At 71.0% G+C, this 19,908-nt stretch carries 17 protein-coding genes; 8 read left to right on the forward strand and 9 right to left on the reverse strand.

Annotated features, from left to right (window positions below):
- Window positions 1-63 precede the first annotated feature (63 nt).
- The gene (locus AB0I29_RS12295; protein ID WP_357481813.1) at window positions 64-852 is read left to right on the forward strand and encodes a glycosyltransferase family 2 protein; all 789 of its coding nucleotides are present in this window, start codon (window positions 64-66) and stop codon (window positions 850-852) included.
- Here the strand turns inward: AB0I29_RS12295 and AB0I29_RS12300 are convergent.
- The 3 genes from AB0I29_RS12300 to AB0I29_RS12310 are packed head-to-tail and all read right to left on the reverse strand — an operon-like array spanning window position 825 to window position 4,014.
- Window positions 825-1,940: a polysaccharide pyruvyl transferase family protein gene (locus AB0I29_RS12300; RefSeq protein WP_285105440.1), complete on the reverse strand. Its 1,116-nt coding sequence runs from the start codon at window positions 1,938-1,940 to the stop codon at window positions 825-827. The two genes, AB0I29_RS12295 and AB0I29_RS12300, sit on opposite strands and share 28 nt — an antisense overlap.
- The gene (locus AB0I29_RS12305; protein ID WP_357481816.1) at window positions 1,937-3,229 is read right to left on the reverse strand and encodes a hypothetical protein; all 1,293 of its coding nucleotides are present in this window, start codon (window positions 3,227-3,229) and stop codon (window positions 1,937-1,939) included. The genes AB0I29_RS12300 and AB0I29_RS12305 overlap by 4 nt, the downstream gene beginning before the upstream one ends.
- The gene (locus tag AB0I29_RS12310) at window positions 3,226-4,014 is read right to left on the reverse strand and encodes a glycosyltransferase family 2 protein (RefSeq protein ID WP_357481818.1); all 789 of its coding nucleotides are present in this window, start codon (window positions 4,012-4,014) and stop codon (window positions 3,226-3,228) included. The genes AB0I29_RS12305 and AB0I29_RS12310 overlap by 4 nt, the downstream gene beginning before the upstream one ends.
- Window positions 4,015-4,251: 237 nt before the next feature.
- Here AB0I29_RS12310 and AB0I29_RS12315 point away from each other — a divergent pair, with 237 nt between their 5' ends.
- Genes AB0I29_RS12315 through AB0I29_RS12325 form a run of 3 tightly spaced genes read left to right on the forward strand, consistent with a single transcriptional unit; the run spans window position 4,252 to window position 8,311 of the window.
- On the forward strand, window positions 4,252-5,811 hold the full coding sequence (locus AB0I29_RS12315) for a polysaccharide biosynthesis tyrosine autokinase (protein WP_357481820.1): 1,560 nt from the start codon (window positions 4,252-4,254) through the stop codon (window positions 5,809-5,811).
- Window positions 5,808-6,839, forward strand: a complete 1,032-nt coding sequence (locus AB0I29_RS12320) for a glycosyltransferase (protein WP_357481822.1) — start codon at window positions 5,808-5,810, stop codon at window positions 6,837-6,839. Before AB0I29_RS12315 ends, AB0I29_RS12320 begins: the two co-directional genes overlap by 4 nt.
- Window positions 6,836-8,311 carry a lipopolysaccharide biosynthesis protein gene (locus tag AB0I29_RS12325; RefSeq protein WP_357481824.1) on the forward strand — a complete coding sequence of 492 codons (1,476 nt, stop codon included), beginning with the start codon at window positions 6,836-6,838 and terminating at the stop codon, window positions 8,309-8,311. The genes AB0I29_RS12320 and AB0I29_RS12325 overlap by 4 nt, the downstream gene beginning before the upstream one ends.
- A gap of 44 nt (window positions 8,312-8,355) precedes the next feature.
- Here the strand turns inward: AB0I29_RS12325 and AB0I29_RS12330 are convergent, their stop codons facing one another.
- The 3 genes from AB0I29_RS12330 to AB0I29_RS12340 all read right to left on the reverse strand — a co-directional run bounded on the left by AB0I29_RS12330 (window position 8,356) and on the right by AB0I29_RS12340 (window position 11,159).
- Complete coding sequence (locus tag AB0I29_RS12330; protein ID WP_285105448.1) at window positions 8,356-9,096, reverse strand: polysaccharide pyruvyl transferase family protein; 741 nt, start codon at window positions 9,094-9,096, stop codon at window positions 8,356-8,358.
- A 150-nt stretch (window positions 9,097-9,246) separates the two neighbouring features.
- Window positions 9,247-10,218: a hypothetical protein gene (locus AB0I29_RS12335; protein WP_357481827.1), complete on the reverse strand. Its 972-nt coding sequence runs from the start codon at window positions 10,216-10,218 to the stop codon at window positions 9,247-9,249.
- Window positions 10,215-11,159 (reverse strand): sulfotransferase, encoded by a 945-nt coding sequence (locus tag AB0I29_RS12340; RefSeq protein WP_357481829.1) that lies wholly within the window; start codon window positions 11,157-11,159, stop codon window positions 10,215-10,217. Before AB0I29_RS12340 ends, AB0I29_RS12335 begins: the two co-directional genes overlap by 4 nt.
- A 237-nt stretch (window positions 11,160-11,396) precedes the next feature.
- On the opposite strand from AB0I29_RS12340, the gene AB0I29_RS12345 reads away from it, so the two are divergent.
- From AB0I29_RS12345 to AB0I29_RS12360, 4 genes are all read left to right on the forward strand, one after another.
- Complete coding sequence (locus tag AB0I29_RS12345) at window positions 11,397-12,239, forward strand: CAP domain-containing protein (RefSeq protein ID WP_357481831.1); 843 nt, start codon at window positions 11,397-11,399, stop codon at window positions 12,237-12,239.
- A gap of 73 nt (window positions 12,240-12,312) precedes the next feature.
- The gene (locus AB0I29_RS12350) at window positions 12,313-12,843 is read left to right on the forward strand and encodes a CAP domain-containing protein (RefSeq protein WP_357481833.1); all 531 of its coding nucleotides are present in this window, start codon (window positions 12,313-12,315) and stop codon (window positions 12,841-12,843) included.
- 160 nt (window positions 12,844-13,003) lie between these two features.
- A complete protein-coding gene (locus AB0I29_RS12355) occupies window positions 13,004-15,088 on the forward strand; it encodes an acyltransferase family protein (RefSeq protein ID WP_357481835.1) in 2,085 nt (694 codons plus the stop codon).
- Between the two features lie 20 nt (window positions 15,089-15,108).
- A complete protein-coding gene (locus tag AB0I29_RS12360) occupies window positions 15,109-16,572 on the forward strand; it encodes an NCS2 family permease (protein WP_357481837.1) in 1,464 nt (487 codons plus the stop codon).
- 136 nt (window positions 16,573-16,708) lie between these two features.
- Here the strand turns inward: AB0I29_RS12360 and AB0I29_RS12365 are convergent, their stop codons facing one another.
- The 3 genes from AB0I29_RS12365 to AB0I29_RS12375 all read right to left on the reverse strand — a co-directional run bounded on the left by AB0I29_RS12365 (window position 16,709) and on the right by AB0I29_RS12375 (window position 19,871).
- Window positions 16,709-17,737, reverse strand: a complete 1,029-nt coding sequence (locus AB0I29_RS12365; RefSeq protein ID WP_357481839.1) for a hypothetical protein — start codon at window positions 17,735-17,737, stop codon at window positions 16,709-16,711.
- A 374-nt stretch (window positions 17,738-18,111) separates the two neighbouring features.
- Window positions 18,112-19,419 carry an MFS transporter gene (locus AB0I29_RS12370; protein ID WP_357481841.1) on the reverse strand — a complete coding sequence of 436 codons (1,308 nt, stop codon included), beginning with the start codon at window positions 19,417-19,419 and terminating at the stop codon, window positions 18,112-18,114.
- The gene (locus AB0I29_RS12375) at window positions 19,416-19,871 is read right to left on the reverse strand and encodes a MarR family transcriptional regulator (RefSeq protein WP_285105464.1); all 456 of its coding nucleotides are present in this window, start codon (window positions 19,869-19,871) and stop codon (window positions 19,416-19,418) included. Before AB0I29_RS12375 ends, AB0I29_RS12370 begins: the two co-directional genes overlap by 4 nt.
- Window positions 19,872-19,908: the final 37 nt, after the last annotated feature.

A 19,908-nucleotide genomic window follows, 5' to 3' on the forward strand; every position in this document is an offset into this window, starting at 1 on the left:
CACGGCCGGGACCAACGGGCAGTGGCGAGATCGGCCTGGCCCATCGACAAGGAGAGAGAGTTCGTGACGTCACCTGACGCGATCAGCCTGATCACCGTCTCGTACAACAGCGCCCGCGCCCTGGAGCGGTTCTGGGCCGGTCACCGGTTCGTGCCCTACCAGTGGACGGTCGTCGACAACAACTCGTCGGACGACTCGCGCGAGGTCGCCCGCCGGCTCGGGGCGCGGGTCGTCGCGCTGGACTCCAACCAGGGCTTCTCCGCGGCCAACAACGTGGGCGCGTCCGTGACCGATGCGGACGTGCTGATCTTCTGCAACCCCGACGTCACCGTCACCCCCGACGGGATCGCGACGCTCGCCGACCAGGTGCGGCGGACGGGTGGGATCGTGGCACCCCAGCTCGTCAACGCCGACGGCTCGCTCCAGGAGAACGGCCGAGGCATCCCGTACCTGCACCGGAAGGTGCTGCACCTGCTCGGCTGGGACGATCCCGGCTACGTGCGGCTCGCGAAGGCGGCAGAGGTCATCGACGTCGCCTGGGTCATGGGCGCGGCCCTTGCGGTGACGCGAGAGGACTTCCTGCGGGTCGGCAGGTGGGACCCCGGGTACTTCCTGTATTACGAGGACCACGACCTGGGGCTCAGGATGCGCTCGGCCGGCCTGCCGGTGCGGATCAACGGTGACGTCCGGTGGACCCACGGGTGGCGACGCGAGACGCGGCGGAACCTCACCGTCGCCGCATGGCGCAACGAGTTCCGTTCCGCGGCCCGGTTCTACCGGCAGCACCCGTACTGCCTGGTGCCGCTGCCCGGCCGAGCCGCTGATCAGGTCCGGCGGCTGGGGGTTGTGTAGCGCCTCCGTGCGGCACGAGACGTCACGACGGAACTGATGCGGTGCGCGACCTCGTGGACCCGGGCGGCCGCTGCGCGGACGACGGAGGCAGTCCGGCGGGTCAGGTCCGCGAGCTCGGCCCTGTCCAGGGCGTCGAGCTCGGTCGTCGGGTCGCGGCGGCCCGCGCCGACCCACTCGGCCCCCACGACGTCGAAGTGGCGATCGATCTTGGCGGTGGCCTGCTCGCACCAGCCGAGCGGCACGGCTCCCTCGGTCGCGGCCAGGATCAGGACGTGCAGGCGGTCGGAGACGACGGCGTGCGCCCGCCGGTAGACCTGGCGGAGCTGCAGCTCCTGCTCGCCGTGGTCGTCCGAGCACCAGCCGACACAGGTCGCACCCAGGAGCCCCGCCACGTGCCGGGCCCGGTCGTCGTCGCGCTGCACCTGTGCCACGACGACGACGGAGGCGTCCACGCGCCGGGCGAAGCCGGACACCGCGCGGATCCAGTCCCGGGTCGGCATCGGCCGGTCCGACCGGAGTGACACGACCACGCAGTCTCGCGCCGGCTGAGGAGGGTTCTCCTCCAGGAGGCCGCCGCGGGGCAGCCCGAACGCCCAGTCGGGCACGATCGGGGCCGGGGCCAGGAGCTCGGCCGAGCCCCGGTCGCGCCAGGTCAGCAGGTCCGCCAGGCGGGCGAGGGCCCGGAACGGCCACATGAGGCCGGTCCGGCGGCGTCGGATCCCCGCGCCGACCCAGACGATGCCTCCACCCCGTGACCGGATCAGGGGCAGCCAGGGGAGGAGCGCGACGACGCCGACCAGGTACGCCTTCGTGACGTCGAACTCGCCGGCGTTGAACGCCAGCACCGTCGGCCTCCTGACGGCCGAGGACACGAACGCGGCCCACCAGCGCAGATAGCTGGTCGCTACCCGGACGTCCAGCGGCAGGGCCAGTCCCCTGGAGTAACCGGAGCCCGGGTCGCCGCACCAGACCGTCACGTCGCCGGCGTCGGCCAGGGCGTGGAGGTACGGACGCCGGAGCGCCGAGTCTCCGACGTTGTCCTCCTGTCCCGTGAGCCAGGCGAAGATGTGGGGCGGTTCGCTGGTCATGCGGCTCCCGTGCGGATCGGCCGGTCCTGGTCGGAGAACGGCGGGCGGCTGAACGCGACCGCGATCAGTGCGGTCCACGAGGCGATGTAGTGCACCTCGTTGTGGCTGGAGTAGAAGACGGAAGCACCGAGCAGCGAGGCGGCATAGAGCCACATCGCGGTCTCGCGCCGTCGTGCCAGCCGAATGAAGGTCACGACGACGAGCGCGAGGAACACCAGCGCGATCCACAGGGGGAACTCGAGGATCACCGACCCGACCGTCGAGTGCATGGGTGCCTCACCCGTGACGAACTTCCGGAAGCCGGCGGGATCAGCGACGGCGAACTCTCCGACGTCGACGTCGCTGCGGTACGTGACACCGGAGAACCCGCCCGGGGTGACGCCGAGCAGGAAGTTCCAGACGTTCTCGACCTTGACCTGCCCGGCGTACCCGAGGAGCAGCAGGTGGGCGTCGTTGGACCTGTTCGTGACGTCGTTCTGCTCGAACACCCGGCGGAAGGAGTCGAAATAGTGTCCGGCCCGCACAGTGACGACGACGGGAGCGCAGACGGCCGTCAGGAGCACGAGATGCACCCCGTAGACCTGCCAGGCCTGAACGGCGTACGAACGGATCCGTCGGTATTCGAGGACGAAGGCGATGAGATATGCCGGTGTGAAAAGGTAGGGCAGGCGTGAGATCGTCAGCAGACTGATGACGAAGAACGCCAGGGAAATGATGATTCGTAATGGTGTTCTGAGGAACCGGAGAGAGGCGAAGGAAAGAAAGCACAGCGCGACCGCGGCGTGCGACTTGTCATCGAATCCGAGACGTCGCCGGGCGTCTCCGGAAGCCAGGTCGACGGCCAGCAGCAGGACGACCAGGACCAACGCGACCGGGATGGCCCGGCGCAGTCCTTCCGCGAAGGCCGCGCCCTGCCCGTGGTCGTGGCACAGCCGGTACACCGCGACGAGATGCAGCCCGAAGAGGGCGAAGAACAGCGTGTGCTCGACCTGGATGACGTAGCCGTACAAGGCCGACACCGAGTACGCGGCGGCGGCCACGGACCCGAGAGCCAGGAGGAAGAGGCCGACGTCCCGGGGGCGCAGGAGGCGCGGGTGCGCGGAGAGGAGCAGGCCGAGAGCCACGGCCTGGGCCACGTTCGAGACGGCGAAGCGTCCCGTCAGCTTGAAGCTGATCATCATCCCGACGACGAGCACGACGGTCGCCGCGGTGATCAGGCGCTTCTCCCGCGCGGACCCCGTGGTGCGGAGGTCCGGCCCGGTCGTGCCCGTCCGCTCGAGGACCGTCATGGTGCGTCCCGCACGGCGGGCCGGATCGTGGGGCGCACCCAGCCCCGGAGCAGCACGCGGGCCAGCGCCGTGGGGTCGCCGAGGAACTGCCGGCGGTGCTTGCGGAAGACGGCGCGAACCGCCTGGTCGCGTACCGCGGCCGAACCCGCCGAGATGCTGTCGGCGCGGCGGCGCACGTCCGCGACCACGTCGGGCACGTGGACGATCCTCGCCCCGGCGGTCTCCAGGACCGTGAGGCACAGGTCCCAGTCCTGGAACCGGCGCAGCCCGGGATCGAACCGGACCCGGGCCAGCAGCGCGGCGTCCGCGACCATCGTCTGGGTGGAGGCCACGTTGCCCCGCCGCAGCACCGTGCCGGGTGCGACGACGTGCCGCGGGGGGACGGTCCGGCGGCTGCCGTCCAGGTCGTGGAGCACGTGCGACCCGAAGACGAGAGTGTCGGGTCCCACATGGGGGAGGAGCTTCTCGACGAAGGTCGGGCGCCAGAGGTCGTCGCTGTCCTGGAACGCGATCACGTCACCGGTCGCCTCGAGGATGCCCCGGTTGCGAGCGGCCGTCGCGCCCGAGTTCGCCTGGGAGACGTAGCGGACCCGGGGATCGTGTGCGGCGAACGCTCCGACCAGGGGCGCGGTGCCGTCGGTCGACCCGTCGTCGACGACCAGCAGCTCGTGCACCGGGACCGTCTGGTCCAGGACCGTGGCGATCGCCGCGCCCAGCGTCGCCTCCCGGTTGTAGGTCGGCAGGACGACGGACACGCGGGGGGTGTCGCCCGGAGCAGGACCCATTCGGTGCCTCCGTTTTTTCGGCCTGCGGAACCTGCGGGAAATGTATCGTTAATCATGGGGTGCGGCGGTTCGAAAATATCCCTCCGCAACCATATGGACGCCACCCTAATAAGCGTCGCGTCTTGATGCTCGCTCAGGGCGCGCGGCAGAGATCAGCGGGTTACTCTCCATATGCTCGCTGCGCATTCATTCTTTTTCACCTGTTCATCTCTCGACCCGATTACCAGGGGGCTGCCCATGGGACTGACGGAGTACATCGCGATCCTGCGGAAGCGGTGGCTCTCGATCGCCGCGGCGGTGGTGGTGGGCCTGTGCGTCGCCGCGCTGGCCTCCGTGCTGGCTACGCCGACCTACCAGGCGGTGGCGCAGGTGTACGTCTCCGTGCGTGGCGGAGCGTCGGTGGACGACCTGGTGCAGGGCAGCGCCTACACCGGTCGGCAGGTGCAGTCCTACGCGGCGCTCGCGACCAGTCCGCGTGTGCTGTCGCCGGTCATCGAGGAACTCGGGCTCGGGGTGACGCCGCAGGAGCTCGCGAGCGGCGTCGCCGTCGAGCAGCCGCCGGACACCGTGCTCATCACGCTCACCGTCACGGACGAGTCACCCGATCGCGCCGCCCGGATCGCCGACGCCGTCGCCGAGAGTCTGGCCACGGTCGTGCAGGAGCTGGAGCAGACGGGCGAGGCACAGGAGTCCCCCGTCCAGATCAGCACCGTCCGGGAAGCCGTCGTACCGACACATCCCGTCTCGCCCCGCGTGGCGCTCAACCTGGCGCTGGGGCTGGCACTCGGCCTGCTGGTCGGCGTCGGGGCTGCGGTGCTGCGTGACCTGCTGGACACCCGCATCCGGTCCGTGGCACAGGTGGAGGCGATCACCGACGCGTCGGTCATCGGGGCGATCGCCTTCGAGGAGGACGCCGTCGAGCACCCGCTGATCATCCAGGGCAGCCCGCAGGGCCCCCGTGCCGAGGCGTTCCGCAGGCTGCGGACGAACCTGCAGTTCCTGGAGGCCGGTGGTAGCTCCCCGACCTTCGTCGTCTCGTCGGCACTGCCGGGTGAGGGCAAGTCGACCACCAGCATCAACCTGGCGATCACGCTGGCGGACATGGGGTCCCGGGTCGTCGTCGTCGATGCTGACCTGCGTCGCCCGTCGGTCTCGAGGTACATGGGTCTCGAGGGCGCCGTGGGCCTGACGACGGTTCTCATCGGTCGCGCGACGATCGACGACGCCGTCCAGACCTGGGGCAACCGCAACCTGAGCGTCCTGGCCTCGGGGCAGGTCCCGCCGAACCCGAGCGAGCTGCTCGGGTCCCCGGCGATGGCGGAGGTGTTGCGCGAGCTCGAGCGGCGCTACGACGCCGTCATCATCGACACCGCGCCGTTGCTGCCGGTCACGGACGGGGCCGTGCTCGCGAAGCTGGCCGGTGGGGCGGTGATCGTGGTCGGTGCGGGCCTGACCCACCGGCACCAGCTCGCAGAGGCGCTCGACGCTCTCGCCAAGGCCGGCACCGGTGCGCACGGCGTCATCGTCAACCGGCTGCCCCTCGAGGAACAGGGGGACTACCGCTACTACGGCTACGGCTCGGAACCGAGCGCGCGGCCTGTCGACGAGGTCGACGGCGCGCATCCGCGGCACGTCCGGTCCCGCCTGTGGCCCGGTCCGGGGCGGGCCGCGAGCACGACGCCGCCCACCGGGGGGACAGCAGCGAGCCCGATGCGCCCGTTCCGGCCGGTCGAGCGAGAGACGTCGGTGACCGTGGGCGCCCCGGCTACCAGGAGCGGCTCGAAGGACGACGGATGAGCTCGTCCGCCCGCGCGGTGCCGCGCACGGCCATCAGGGTGCTGCACACCCTCCGTCCGCCGGACGGGAGGACCAGGTACGTCGACCAGATGATCGCCGGGGCACCCCCGCAGGTGTCGGTCCGGACCTTCTCGTGGCCGCGCGCGCTCCTCGGCGCGTACGACGTGTTCCAGATCCACTGGCCGGAGTTCCTCGTCCGTCATCGGACCTGGCTCGGCTCGCTGGTGAAGCGCGGTCTGACGAGGCTGCTGCTGCTCCGCCTCAGCGTCACCGGCACACCGGTGGTGCGCACTGCCCACAACCTCGCACCGCACGAGCCGGGTGAGCCGGCGGAGCGCCGGCTGCTCGACGCGGTCGACCGGCGCAGCGCGCACTGGATAGCGCTCAACCCGACGACGGTCCTGCCACCCGGGGCCGAGGGGTCGGTGATCCTGCACGGCCACTACCGTGGCAGGTTCGCGGCGAGCGAGGTGCCGCCGACGGCGGGACGCGTCCTGCAGTTCGGGCTGATCCGGCCGTACAAGGGCGTCGAGGGGCTGATCGAGGCGTTCCGGGCGTCGTCGCGTCAAGACCTGTCGTTGCGCGTCGTGGGCAGGCCGGTCGACGACACGATGCGCCGTGCGGTGGAGGACCGCGCCACGGGAGACCCTCGCGTGAGCCTGTCGCTCGCGTTCGTGCCCGACGACGAGCTCGCCCGCGAGGTCGCCGCGGCGCAGCTCGTGGTCCTGCCCTACCGCGAGCTGCACAACTCGGGGGTCGCGCTGGTGGCGCTGTCGCTCGACCGTCCGATCCTGGTGCCGCGCACCCCGGCCTCGGAGGCGCTCCGGGAGGAGGTCGGCCCGGGCTGGGTGCTGCTGTTCGACGGCGAGCTCACGCCGCAGGTGCTGGAGTCCGCGGTCGACCGGGCCGCCCAGGTCGTCGGCGCGGGCGGCGCACCGGACCTCCGGGACCGGGACTGGGCCACGGTGGGGGAGCGTCACGCGGAGGTCTACCGCCACGTCCTGGGACGGAGCGGGGGGTCTCGGTGAGCGAGGCACCTGTGCGGACAGGCGTCGAGGCGCTTGGGCGCAGTGCCGCTCGGGGCGGTCTGGTGACCCTGGTCGGCCAGGGGATTCGAGCTCTTGTCCAGGTCGCGTCGATCCTTGTCCTGGCGCGTTTGCTCAGCCCGGATGACTACGGCTACGTGGCGATGGTCGGCGCGATCGTCGGTGCTGCGACCATTCTTCAGGATTTTGGGTTGGCGCGGGCCGCCGTGCAGGCCCCGATCATCACCCGAGGACAGCGTGACAACCTGTTCTGGCTCAATGTCGGGTGCGGCGTGGTTGCTTCCGCTCTCGTCGCCGTCGGAGCCCCCATGGTGGCAGGGTTCTACGGCGAGCCGCTCCTTGTGGACCTCACTCGCTGGTTGGCGATTCCGTTCTTGCTGGGTGGGATCTCGGCGCAGTTCAGGGCGTCGCTGACGAGAGACCTGCGGTTCGCGGCGTTGGTGACGATCGACGTCCTCGCTTCGATGCTGGGATTGTTGGTCGCGATCGGTGTCGCCGTCTTCGACGGTTCGTACTGGGCACTCGTGACCCAGCAGATCGTCGCGGCCGTGATCGTCTGTGCCGGATCCGCGATCGTCGCCGGTTGGCTACCGGGTCTTCCTCGGAGACGTGAGTCGGTGCGGTCGTTCGTCTCCTACGGGTTGAACCAGCTCGGTGCTCAACTGCTCACCTATGCGAGCCTGAACGCTGACGCCGTCGTGGTAGGTGCCCGGTTCGGAACAACCGCGGCAGGCATCTACGACCGTGCCTTCCGGATGATGATGCTGCCGATACGCCAGCTGCAGTTCCCGGTCACGCGGGTCGCGATGCCCGTGCTGTCGCGACTGCAGGACGATGCCGAGGCATTCAGCGGGTTCGTGGTACGGGGGCAGGTCATACTTCTCAACCTGCTTGCACCGGCGATGATGTTGTCAGCGGTCGTGGCCGGACCTTTGGTCGAGATCGCACTCGGCCCCCGCTGGGCAGAAGTCGCGCCGTTGTACGCCGTGCTGGCCATTGGGGGCGTGTTCCAGGCGGCTGGGTTCACCTCCGGCTGGGTCTTCATGGCGACCGGTGAGATGCGCTCCCAGTTCCGGTTTGCGCTCTGGTCGCGCCCGCTGATGGTTGTCGCGGTCATCGTCGGGAGCATCTGGGGAGTCATGGGAGTCGCAGTTGCCTATGGTGTCGGCTCAGCCCTGCTGTGGCCGATCTCGCTGCTGTGGGCCGGACGCGCGGCGGGCTTGCCCGCTCGCCCGTGGCTGACGAGCAGCTGCCGCACGGTCGCGGTGCATGGAATCGCCGCTCTGGGCGCAGCCGGCGTCGTGCATCTCGTCGACCCGGGAGCTCCGTGGATTGCGATCGGTACAGCCTTCGTCAGCGCGGCGGCGACTTTCGCACTGGAGGCGCTGGTCTGGCCGGCGCTTCGAGGTGATCTGCGCGATGTCATGCGGACGCGTGCGCTCCTGCGAAGGTAGTTGTCTGCGGCGACAGCGGCCCGTCGGGGCTTCTCTCCGCCGATTCACGGTCGTTCGTGCTCGTCGGACGCCGGAATGATCTGAAGCGGCCTGCATTCGGCACGCTCGCCTCGTGCGTTCAACCACAGATCGCTGGGGAACGCGTCGAGGAGCGGCTGCACTTCCCGCGAGGGAGGCTGTTCACCTCCCCAGGTGATCGCGGTCTCGACGTCGGGTGCGGGACGGAAGTCGGCACGTCCTGTGCCACGGTAGTAGTCCTCGTACTTGAATCGTGGCTCTGTCGTCGAAGTGACGAGCCGTGCGGGGATTCCGAAGCTCTCGGCGGCGACTATCGCATGGAGCGAGCTGCCGACGACCAGCTCGCTCGCCGCGATGGTGCCGAGGACCGTCCAGACGTTGTCGGTCGGATCCGTCACGTCAGAGCGGCCTGCTGCGTGCTCCCTGTCGTGAAGATTGGGGACGACCGAGACGGCGCGACGTTCGAAACGGCGGGCACAGTGCTCGCGGGGCCAGAGCTTGCCCACCAGCAATCCTGGGTCTCCGTAGACCTCGGGAACGTCGTACCCCTGCGCCAGCAGGAACTGCCGTGTCAATGGTCCTCGGACAGCACGGATGTCCAGTTCCCGATACCTGGCTGGATGATCGAGCGTCTTGCCGTTCGCGCCGATCCCCCAGATCACGTCGCCCGTTCGGGCCAGGTTCAGGATCGACCCGACGGCCAGAAGCCGGTGGGAGATGACAGGTTCGACCAACTTGTTGTCCGCCACGATCTTCGCGACAACCATCGGTCCGAGGAGGTCGCCGAAGTTGTTGACCGGACGCCTCCACGGTACGAGTCGACCCAACCTGCTGCGTAGAACCGGACGGCGCGGGTTCCAGTTGACCACTGTGACTGGCAAGGTGACTCCTCCTCTCGAGCCCGGCGACAGTTCGCTCTAACGCCGCGCCGGCCAGCGCGCCGCGGGGGAGGAGCGCCAGAGCATGCCCGTGACGCCCTGCGGGACGGCGGGTGGCACCACCCGTGCCGGAACCATCCGTGCGATCCGCCGCGCAGGAGACGCCGTCACCTTCCGGTGCACGTAGGGGTACAGCGCGCGGAGCCGGTCGAACTCCGCCCGGGTCACGGCGTCGTCATGGTGGGGAAGGGCATCGAGGGCGGCCCAGGTGTCGTCCGCCAGGGCGCGCAGCGGGGCGGGGACCGGCATGTCGTCCCACCGCACCTCGACCCGGTGCAGCGTGTGGTCGACGAAGGCGTCCACCCGCTCGACGGCGCTCGTGTCGTGCGGGTCGATCATCGGCAGGTCGAGCGCGGTGGCGGCGTCGAACACCGGGCCGTCCCAGTCGTGGATCAGGTCCCAGTAGCGCACGAAGGCCCGCGGGGTCGCCCGGGTCGCGAGCTCGGTGCCGAGCATCACGTTGACCCACCCGGCCAGCCGGTCCACCAGCCAGTCGCGGTGGTCGGTGACCATGCTGCCCGCCATCTCCCCGGGTGGGCGCAGCACGGTGAGGCACGACGCCGTGGCGCCCGCGGCGGCCGCCGCCCTCTGCCAGTGCTCGAGGAACCACAGCAGCCGCGGGTCCTTGATCACGAGGTCGCCGTGCTCCGCGGTCCGGGCGGCGAGCCAGGCCCTGATCTCGCCGGACGCGTTCGCCTCGGCGCCCGCCCGGTCGACCAGGTGCCAGGCGAGGGGGCGCGGGTCCGCGGCCTCCACGTCGGCCGACCGCAGCACGGCCTCGTGGAGGTCCACCACCCACCGCGACTCCGACGGACGCCGGGGGTTGGCGGCGTCCGGCTCGACCTCCGGGCGCGGCACGGTGAGCCCGAACTGGCGCAGCACCCCGGCGAGCGTGCTCGTGCCGCTGCGCTCGGGGCCGGTGACGAGGACGACGCGGGGGCCGCCGGTCATCGGGCGTCCGCCGTCGGGCCCACCTGCACCGGGGCCCACGGGGCCGCCCGGTCCAGCACGTCCAGGTCGTAGCCGTGCGCGCGGATCCGCTCGCCGAGGTGCTCGCTGACGACGCTGCGGTAGCGGGGGAGCAGCGCGACGTCGGTGACGTCGCGCACCAGGTCGCCCCGGGGTGTGCCGCGCCGCGACCCGATGTGCGCGAGGTGGTTGCGGACCCGGCCCGCGAGGTGGCCGCGGCCGCCGGTCTCCCACAGCTCGGCGTAGCGGTTGCCGCGGTCCGCGTCGACCGGGCGGAGGCCGCCGCCCGGGAGCTCCAGGTCCAGGAACCGCGCGACCCGGTCGAGCTCCCGCGCGGGCTCGCGCATCAGGTGCTCGTACCGCAGCACCAGCAGGTTCTCGATGTGCAGCGCGTCCTGCGCGAAGACGTCGTGCGCGTGCACCCAGTGCTCGACGAGCCGGGGGAACCCGTAGGTGAACCGGCCGCGGGTCCGGGTGGCCCACTTGCGCACCGCCAGGGCCTGCACCACGGGGTGCCGGGTGACGACCACGAAGCGCGCCCGCGGGAAGACCTCCTGGAGGTAGCGCATCTTCGTGAGGTTGGGCGTGGACTTCTCGACGAGCACCGTGCGGTCCAGGTCCCAGTAGGGCGACCAGCTCTGCCACAGGCGGGCCGCGGCGTCCGGTGCGCGCTGTGCGTCCTCTTCGGTGAGGTGTGCCTGTGGATGAAAGGACCATTGGGACGTATTACCCAGCGCGCCGGCATAGGCGTCCTGAATGTGTTGTCCCTCGTCCATGGCGGCACCCGTTCCGGTGAGTCCGGAAGCGTCGTGGCTGGAACCGATGATGCGGGCGACAAGGGCGGTCCCGCTGCGGTGGAGCCCGCCCACGAAGGCGAGGCGATGGTCGTTCCAGGGCGCGCCACTCGTACTTGTTCCGGACATGTGGGGAAAACCTCGGCTGCTCGACGAAGAGTGGTCGCTGTGCCCCGCAAAAATATGCGATGAATGTACCGCGTGCGACCCGAATCGGCCGTTAGCCAGGATATGCGGCAGTGAATTCATCCGGGGTGGGTTTGGCGCATTGTGCCGGTGCTGGCATCCGGTGCCCCGGCTTTGTCTGTGTCGATAAGACTTTTCAGGCATTCCGTACGATCGTGATTGCCGGTATTGTCCCGGCTTGTGTCCCCAGCACCCCGTCCGACGTCGTCCGCGGCTCCGCCCGGGCGCGCCCCGCGCAGGGCCGTGCCGCCCCGGTTCCTGGCGCCCCGGTCGCTGGCGGGCGGCATGCTCGCCGTCGCGGTGGGCGTCTGCCTGACGGCGTGCGCCGGCCTGCTCGACCCGAGCGCCGAGCCGATGCCCGCGCCGGGGATCGCGCCCGGTGTGGTCGGCGTGGCGGCGCCGGTCGAACGGGCGCCGTCCCCCCACCCGACCTCGGTGGGGGCCATCTACGGCGAGCACGCCCAGGAGTCCGCGGCGGTGGACGTGCAGCCGGCTCCCAGCGACTCGGCGTCGCGCGGCGAGGACCGCGAGCCGCTCCCGGGAGCGGGCGACGGGACCGACACCGGATCCGGGGGCGGCACAGGCTCCGGCGGGGCGGGCGACGGCGGCGGAACGGGTGGCACCGGCGGCGCGACACCCGACCTGACCGACTCGGTGCAGTACGCCGCCGCGTTGGAGGACGCGGTCAACGGCCACCGGACGGCGAACGGACTGGCGGCCCTGGTCCACGACGACTGTGCGTACGACGTCGCGCTGGAGCGGGCCCAGGCGCTGGTCGGCCAGGAGCTGGCGCACGCGCCGCTCGGCCCGATCTTCGACCGCTGCCCGACCACCGCCGTCGCGGAGAACCTCGCCAAGGGCGGGTGGACGCCGGCGGAGGCGGCGCAGGGCTGGATGGACTCGGAGGGCCACCGCGCCAACATCCTGAACGGCGACCTGACCCGCGGCGCCATCGCCTGCGTGCCCGACGGCGGCGACCCCGCCGCACCCGTCATGATCTGCGCGCACGTCTTCCTGGCCTGACGCCGCGGACCGCCGGGCCCCGGGAGACGGGCCGCGGTTGTGGTCGGCCCGCGCGTCGTGTCGAATCGACGTCGTGCTCCGCAACCCGATCCGCCTCGCCGTCACGCTCGTGACCGCCACGGCGCTGCTCACGGCCTGCTCGGACCTGCCCGGACGGGACGCCACCCCGGAGCTGACGGCGACGCCCCAGGCGACCTGGACCGCGCCCGGCGACGTGGACCTCACCGACCCGGGACAGTACGCCGCCGCCCTGGAGGACGGCGTGAACGCGGCCCGTGCGCAGGTGGGCGTGGCCGAGCTGGAGCACGACGACTGCCTGCAGCCGGTGGCGGTGGAGCGGGCCGCGGCGCTGATCGGCGCGCCGGAGCTCACCCACGCCGCGCTGCCGCCCGTGCGGCAGAGCTGCCCCGGCGGGCTCGTGGCCGAGAACCTCAGCCGTACCGCCAACCCGCCGCAGGTCGTGGTGCAGGCATGGCTGGACTCGCCGTCGCACCAGGAGAACCTCGTCAACGCGGAGCTGCGGCGCGGCGCGATCGGGTGCGTGGTCGACGGCGGCACCGCCACGGCACCGGTGCTGGTCTGCTCCCACGTGTTCCTCGATTGACTCTCCCCAGACCCTCCCCGATACCGGGGCAACCTGGCCTGTTGCGCCCGTTATGGTGTGACGCGCGCATGAGCGCGCGTGTCAGACGTACAGGTCACCCGGGTGACGTGTACGTCTGACACGTGACGGAGCACCCGCCCGGAACGACAGCAGGAGAAAAATGGCCCAGGCGACGACCGCCGTCGACCGACCTTCCGGACCACCCTCCGAGCCGCGTGGAGGGGCGGGCCGGGCCCCCGCCGCCCCGGGCACGGGGCACGCGTTCCGTACCGACATCAACGGGCTGCGCGCGGTCGCGGTGCTCGCCGTCGTCGTCTACCACGCGGGGATCGCGATCCCCGGCGGGTTCACCGGCGTCGACGTCTTCTACGTGATCTCCGGCTACCTGATCAGCTCGCTGCTGCTGCGCGAGGTGGACCGCAGCGGGTCGGTCGACCTCGTCGAGTTCTGGACGCGCCGCATGCGCCGCCTCGTGCCGGCCCTCGCGCTGGTCGTCACGGTCACGCTGCTCGCGTGCCTCCTGATCCTGTCGCCCCTGGTCTGGGGGCGTCTCGCGTGGCACGGCGCGTCGGCCATGCTGTTCGTCTCCAACCTGCTCTTCCCGTACCAGGGGCAGGACTACTTCTCCGACTCCGTCACGCCGAGCCCGTACCTGCACACCTGGTCGCTCGGCATCGAGGAGCAGTTCTACATCTTCTGGCCGCTGCTGATCCTGCTGGCCGTCGCCGTCGCCCGGCGCACCCGCGTCCCGGCCCGCCGCATGCTGCAGCTCCTGTTCGCGGGGACGTTCGTGGTCTCGCTGGCCACCTCGGTGTGGCTGACGGCGGCCGTCCCCGAGTGGGCCTTCTACGTGCTGCCCACCCGTGCCTGGGAGTTCGCGGGCGCCGCCCTCGTCGCGACCGTGCCGTGGGGCCGGCTCGCCGAGCTCTCCCGCCTGCGTCCGGCCCTGCTGCGGGCGCTGCTCGGCACCGCCGGGTTCGCGCTGCTCGCGCTCTCGTTCGCGGTGGTGCGCGAGACCGACCCGTTCCCCGGCACGGTCGCCCTGCTGCCCGTCGGCGGCGCGCTGCTCGTGCTCGCGGCGGGCAGCATCTCCGCGTCCGGCACATGGGTGGACCGCGTGCTCGACCTGCCGGTGCTGCAGCGGCTCGGCGACGTCTCCTACTCCTGGTACCTCTGGCACTGGCCGTTCGTCGTGCTCACCACGGCGGCGGTGCAGGACGACGCGGTCTGGATCAAGGTGCTCGCCTCGGTCGCCGCCCTCGGCGCGGCGTTCGCGACCTACCGCTGGGTCGAGAACCCGATCCGGTTCAGCAGCGCGATGCGGTCCTGGCGCCGTACCGCCGCGGTGACCCTGGTGATCGGGCTCGCGGTGGGCGGCATCACGGTCGGCACGCGGGTGGCGACCAGCGCCGTGCTGGAGCGCGAGCCGTACGCCACCGCCGTCGCGGCCCGCGCCGAACCCGCGCCGTACGGGTGCACCGACACCACCGAGACGACGTCGGGCACCGACGTCTGCCTGCTGGGCGACGTCGACGCCACCACCACCGTGCTGCTGCTCGGCGACTCCCACACGATGCACTGGATCCCCGCCTTCGACGCCGCCGCGGCGGACGCCGGCCTGCGGCTCGCCGTCCGCTGGCGGCACGGTTGCCCCGCCGCCGAGGTCAAGGTCGAGCAGCCCGCCGACCGCGGCCCGTGCGGCGACTTCCAGGCCGAGTCGATGCGCGTCGTCGACGACCTGCGGCCCGACGCCGTCGTCGTCAGCCAGGCGCAGATCTACGGCGACCGCATGCAGCACGAGGACGGCAGCCTGATGACCGAGGACGAGGTGCGCAGCACCTGGGCCCGGGCGAACGACGAGCTCTTCGCGCACCTCACCGCGGTGTCCCCGTCCGTGGTGGCGGTCAAGGACAACCCGCAGCTCGACGTCGACCCGCTCGAGTGCCTCACCCGGCCCTGGTCCGCGGTGGGCGACTGCGGCATGCCGCTCGCTGACGCCGAACGCTCCAACGGCGACCTGCCCGGCATCAGCGCCGAGATCTGGGACAGGTACGACGTCGAGGTGTGGGACGGCGTCTGGTCGGAGACCTGTGACACACAGACCTGTGGCGTCGGTGATGTCAGTCACCCCGTCTACCGTGACTTCCACCACCTCAGCGCCGAATACGTGCTGACCAAGGTGCGCTCCGTGGAAGAGATGCTCCAGACTGCGGTGCGCGGCAGCTCGCCGGGCAACAACAGGTAACGAAGGGGAACATCGGACCCATGGCTCACGACCAGGCCCAGGCGCGGGGCGCCGTCGACCGGTTCTTCAAGATCAGCGAACGCGGGTCGACGGTGTGGACGGAGGTGCGCGGCGGCCTCGTCACCTTCTTCACGATGAGCTACATCGTGGTGCTGAACCCCCTGATCCTGGGCAGCGTGCCTGACGGCACCGGGCAGTACCTCGGTGGCGGCACCACGGTGGGCGACCTCCCGGCGATCGCCGCCGCGACCGCCCTGGTGGCCGGCATCATGTCGATCCTCATGGGCGTGGTCGCGAACTTCCCCCTGGCGCTCGCGGCGGGGCTCGGCCTGAACGCCGTCGTCGCCTTCTCCGTGGCGGCGCTGCCCGGCATGACCTGGGCCGACGCCATGGGCATCGTGGTGCTGGAGGGCCTGGTCATCCTGATCCTGGTGGTCACCGGCTTCCGGGAGGCCGTGTTCAAGGCCGTGCCCCGCGAGCTCAAGATCGCGATCAGCGTGGGCATCGGCCTGTTCATCACGTTCATCGGCGTGTACGACGCCGGCTTCGTGCGCATCCCGGCCTCCCTGTCGACGCCCACGGAGCTCGGCATGAGCGGCTCGCTCGGTGCCTGGCCGCTGTTCGTGTTCGCGTTCGGCGTGCTGCTGGCCGCCGTCCTGATGGTGCGCAAGGTGCGCGGCGGCATCCTCATCGCGATCGTCGCGTCGACGGTGCTCGCGGTGGTCATCGAGGCCGTCGGGCAGATCGGCAAGCGCACCGGCGACAACCCGGGCGGCTGGTCGCTCAACGTGCCCGCGCTGCCCGACTCCGTGGTGGCGCTGCCGGACTTCTCGCTGATCGGCCAGTTCTCGCTCTTCGGCTCGTTCGAGAAGATCGGCGCGATCGCGGTCATCCTGCTGGTGTTCACGCTCCTCATCGCGGACTTCTTCGACACGATGGGCACCATGGTCGCCATCGGCGGCGAGGCCGGGCTGCTCGACGAGAAGGGCAACCCGCCGCGGACCACCCAGATCCTGATCGTCGACTCGATCGCCGCGTCGGCGGGCGGCATGGGCTCGGTGTCGTCCAACACGGCGTACGTCGAGTCGGCGTCCGGCGTGGGCGACGGCGCCCGGACCGGCCTCGCCGCGATCACGACCGGCGTGGCCTTCCTGCTGACCACGTTCCTGTCGCCTCTCGTCAAGGTGGTGCCGCACGAGGCCGCCACCCCCGCGCTCGTGATCGTCGGCTTCCTCATGGTGGTCCAGGTGACCGGCATCGACTGGAAGAACCTCGAGGTCGCCATCCCCGCGTTCCTCACCATGGTGCTGATGCCGTTCGCCTACTCGATCACGGTGGGCATCGGGGCGGGCGTGATCTCGTTCGTGCTGCTCAAGATCGCCGTCGGCAAGGCGCGCAAGGTCCACCCGCTCCTGTGGGTCGCGGCCGCGCTGTTCCTCGTCTACTTCTTGATGGGCCCGATCCGCACGGCGGTAGGTATCTGACGCTGGTCGCCTGGCCGGCGCGCGGGGCGGGCGGGTGCGCGGCGCCCACCCCAAACACGAAGGTGCGCTTCTACCCAGTCATTGGGCCCGGAAACGGGCTGTTTCCGGGCCCAATGACTGGGTAGAAGCGCACCTTTCAGCTTGGCGCCGGGATCGGGGCTGGGGCTGGCAGATTCACCGGGGCTCCCGCGGCTGCGTACCGGCCCGGTTGCCAGCGGTGTCGGGCGAGTACCTTCGCGACCTGCGCGCCGATACCACCCGGTCGATCGTTCTCAACGGGCCGGAAGCGCAGCATGATCATCTGTCCGGCGGCCAGGAGCTGGTTCTGGCGCGGGGCGTCCCGGACCAGGGCCTGCTCGGTGCTGTGCGGCCCGACGCCATCGATCTCGACGACCAGCCAGCGCCCGTCGGGGAGCCGCCAGACGAAGTCGACGCGCGCGACGACCTTGCCGCCCGTCATGATGCGCACCTGGAGGTCGTCCGGGGGCACCCCGTTGTCGTGGAACGACAGTCGCGCCGCCGATTCGGCAACGGACTCCGAGCGTGGGTCGACCAGCCCGAAGAGCTCGTGGAGCTGGGCACTCCCGTGCCGGCGTCGGACCAGGTCATGCAGCTCAGCGAGACGGGTCGGGGTGAACCCGTGCCGGCGAGCGAGGTCGTCGAGCACGGCAAGGGCATTCTGGCGGGGGAGTCTCCGGAGCGCCTGCGCCGCGGCATGGTCGATCCGGGCGACCGGCCGGTCGCCGATCCGCACAGTCGGGAACGTCGCGTAGTCCACGACGGCGACGCCGTGCCGCGTGCGCCGGGGCGACCGGTCCTCGCGCGCGACCTCCAGCGGAAAGTCGCGCGGCAGCCCGGAGACGCCGTGCAGCACGAGCGCGCAGCAGCCGGTGGCGACGGCGTCCGGCCCGTGCACGAGCAGCGCGAACCAGGTCCGCCATCGTGCGGAGTGGTCGAACCAGTCGTTCCTGACCCTGCTGCCGAGCGGCACCGGATCGCTGTCGTACACACCGCGCGCGGGGCTGGTCCAGCGGACCTGCCCGACCAGACGGCGCCGGACCTCTCGGCTGATGCCGAGTTCCTCGCACTGGACCGTGGACAGGAGGCCGGCCTGCCGGCGCAGGAGCGTCTCGGCGGCTCGCGGGATCACGAAGGTCTTCGGCATGGACCCACTTCACCAGCGCGGGCCCCTGCGGCCGGGGTCACCCGGCCCACCTGTGCACAACTGCTGAAAAGAGCCCCCTGTGGTCGCGCTCGGCCGCTGTGACCCCCGTCCCCCAGGTCCCCGCCGACCCGCCGATGTCTCCGCCGACTCGCCGACGCGGTCCGCGGTCTCGCCCCCCGCCGACCCGCCGAGCCAGCGGTCCCGCTGAGCCCGCCAACCCCGCCGCTGTCCCGATCGTCGCCGGCCCCGCCCAATGAAAATGCGCTTCTACCCAGTCATCGGGCCCGGAATCAGCGTGAATACGGGCCCAATGACTGGGTAGAAGCGCACCTTGTCGCGCCGCATCCGCAGAGCGGCGGCGGCGCCGGGGAGAGCTAGGCCGCCAGGGCCTGCCGCTCCGGGGCCGGGTCCGCCAGGGGCGGGTACTCCACCTGGAGGTACGGGCGCGGGATGCGGTGCTCGCGGGAGAGCCGCGCGCGGACGCGCACGTGCCACGTCCGGTACGCCCAGACGGTCGCGACCGCCGCGACCAGCAGGGTCGCCACGGCCCCGATGAGCACCGCGTACCGCGGGCCGAACGTCTCGCCGATCCAGCCGACGACGGGCGAGCCCAGCGGCGTGGTGCCGAGCAGCACCATCATGTAGATCGACATGACGCGACCCCGCATCTCGGGTGCCACCGAGAGCTGGATCGCCGCGTTGGCCGACGTCAGCATGGTGAGCGACGCGAAGCCGACGGGGATGCACATGATCAGGTAACCGAGGTAGGTCGGCATGACGGCCTGGATCCCCATGGCGATCGCGAAGGCGAACGCCGCGCCGAGCACGAGCCGCACGCGCGGCCGCTCCCGCCGGGCCGCCAGGAGCGCGCCCGCGAGCGAGCCGATGGCCAGCACGGACCCGAGGATCCCGTACTCGCCGGCGCCCCGCCCGAACTCGACGCGCGCCATCATGGCCGACGTGAGCTGGAAGTTCAGTCCGAACGTGGAGACCACGCCCATCACGACCATGATCACCACGATGTCGCTGCGCCCGCGGATGTAGGCGAGCCCCTCGCGGATCTGCCCCTTGGCGCGCGAGGCGGTGGGCTGGACCCGCAGGTCACGCATCCGGGTCAGGGCCAGGATCACGGCACCGAACGCGATGCCGTTGATGACGAACACCCATCCCGTGCCGACGGCGGCGATGAGCAGGCCCGCCACACCGGGACCGATGAGGCGCGCGGCGTTGAAGTTCGTCGAGTTGAGCCCGACGGCGTTCGCGAGCCGCTTGGTCGGCACGAGCTCGGCGACGAAGGTCTGCCGCACGGGTCCGTCGATGGCGCTCACCACACCCAGCAGGGCGGCGAACACGTACACGTGCCACAGCTCGGCCGCGCCGGACAGCACCAGCGCACCGAGCCCGAGGCCCAGTACGCCCATGCCGCCCTGCGTGAGCATCAGGAGCTTGCGGCGGTCGACGCGGTCGGCCAGCAGGCCGGCCCACGCGGACAGGAAGATGTGCGGGATGAACTGCAGCGCGGTGACGATGCCCACGGCGACGCCGGAGTTGTTGGTCAGGACGGTCAGGACGACCCAGTCCTGCGCCACGCGCTGCATCCAGGTGCCGATGTTGGCGACGAGAGCGCTGGCGAACCAGAGACGATAGTTACGGTATTTAAGGCTGGCGAAGGTTGCGCTCATCGAGCGGCGATCCGGATCAGGAGCTCGCTGGCTCCTGCAAGGATCTCTCTCTCCTCTACGGTCAGTGTGGACAGCTGTTTGGTGAGCCAGGCGTCACGACGACGCCGGGTCTCGGCGACCTCACGTTCGCCCGCCGCGGTGAGGCGGACGACGACCTGTCGCTTGTCGGTCGCGTGCTCCACCTTCTCGACGAGGCCGAGCTCAGCCAGGGTGTTCACTGCTCGGGTCATCGACGGCGGCCGGACGCGCTCGTGCTCGGCGAGGGAGCCGGGAGACATCTCGCCGTGCTTGTGCAGCACGGTCAGGATCCCGAACTGCCCCTCGGGAAGGTCGGCCTCGCCGCGCTCGGCGCGCAGGCGACGGGACACTCGGGTGAGGGCGACGCGGAGGTCGCCCCCGACGGTCGCCGGGCTTCGGCTGGACCTGCGGGAGCTCGACGGCACCCACGTCATTCTAGATCATTAGCCTTGCTAACGGTACGTGGGTGCG

Source organism: Promicromonospora sp. NPDC050262 (assembly GCF_040655935.1).
GTDB lineage: Bacteria > Actinomycetota > Actinomycetes > Actinomycetales > Cellulomonadaceae > Promicromonospora.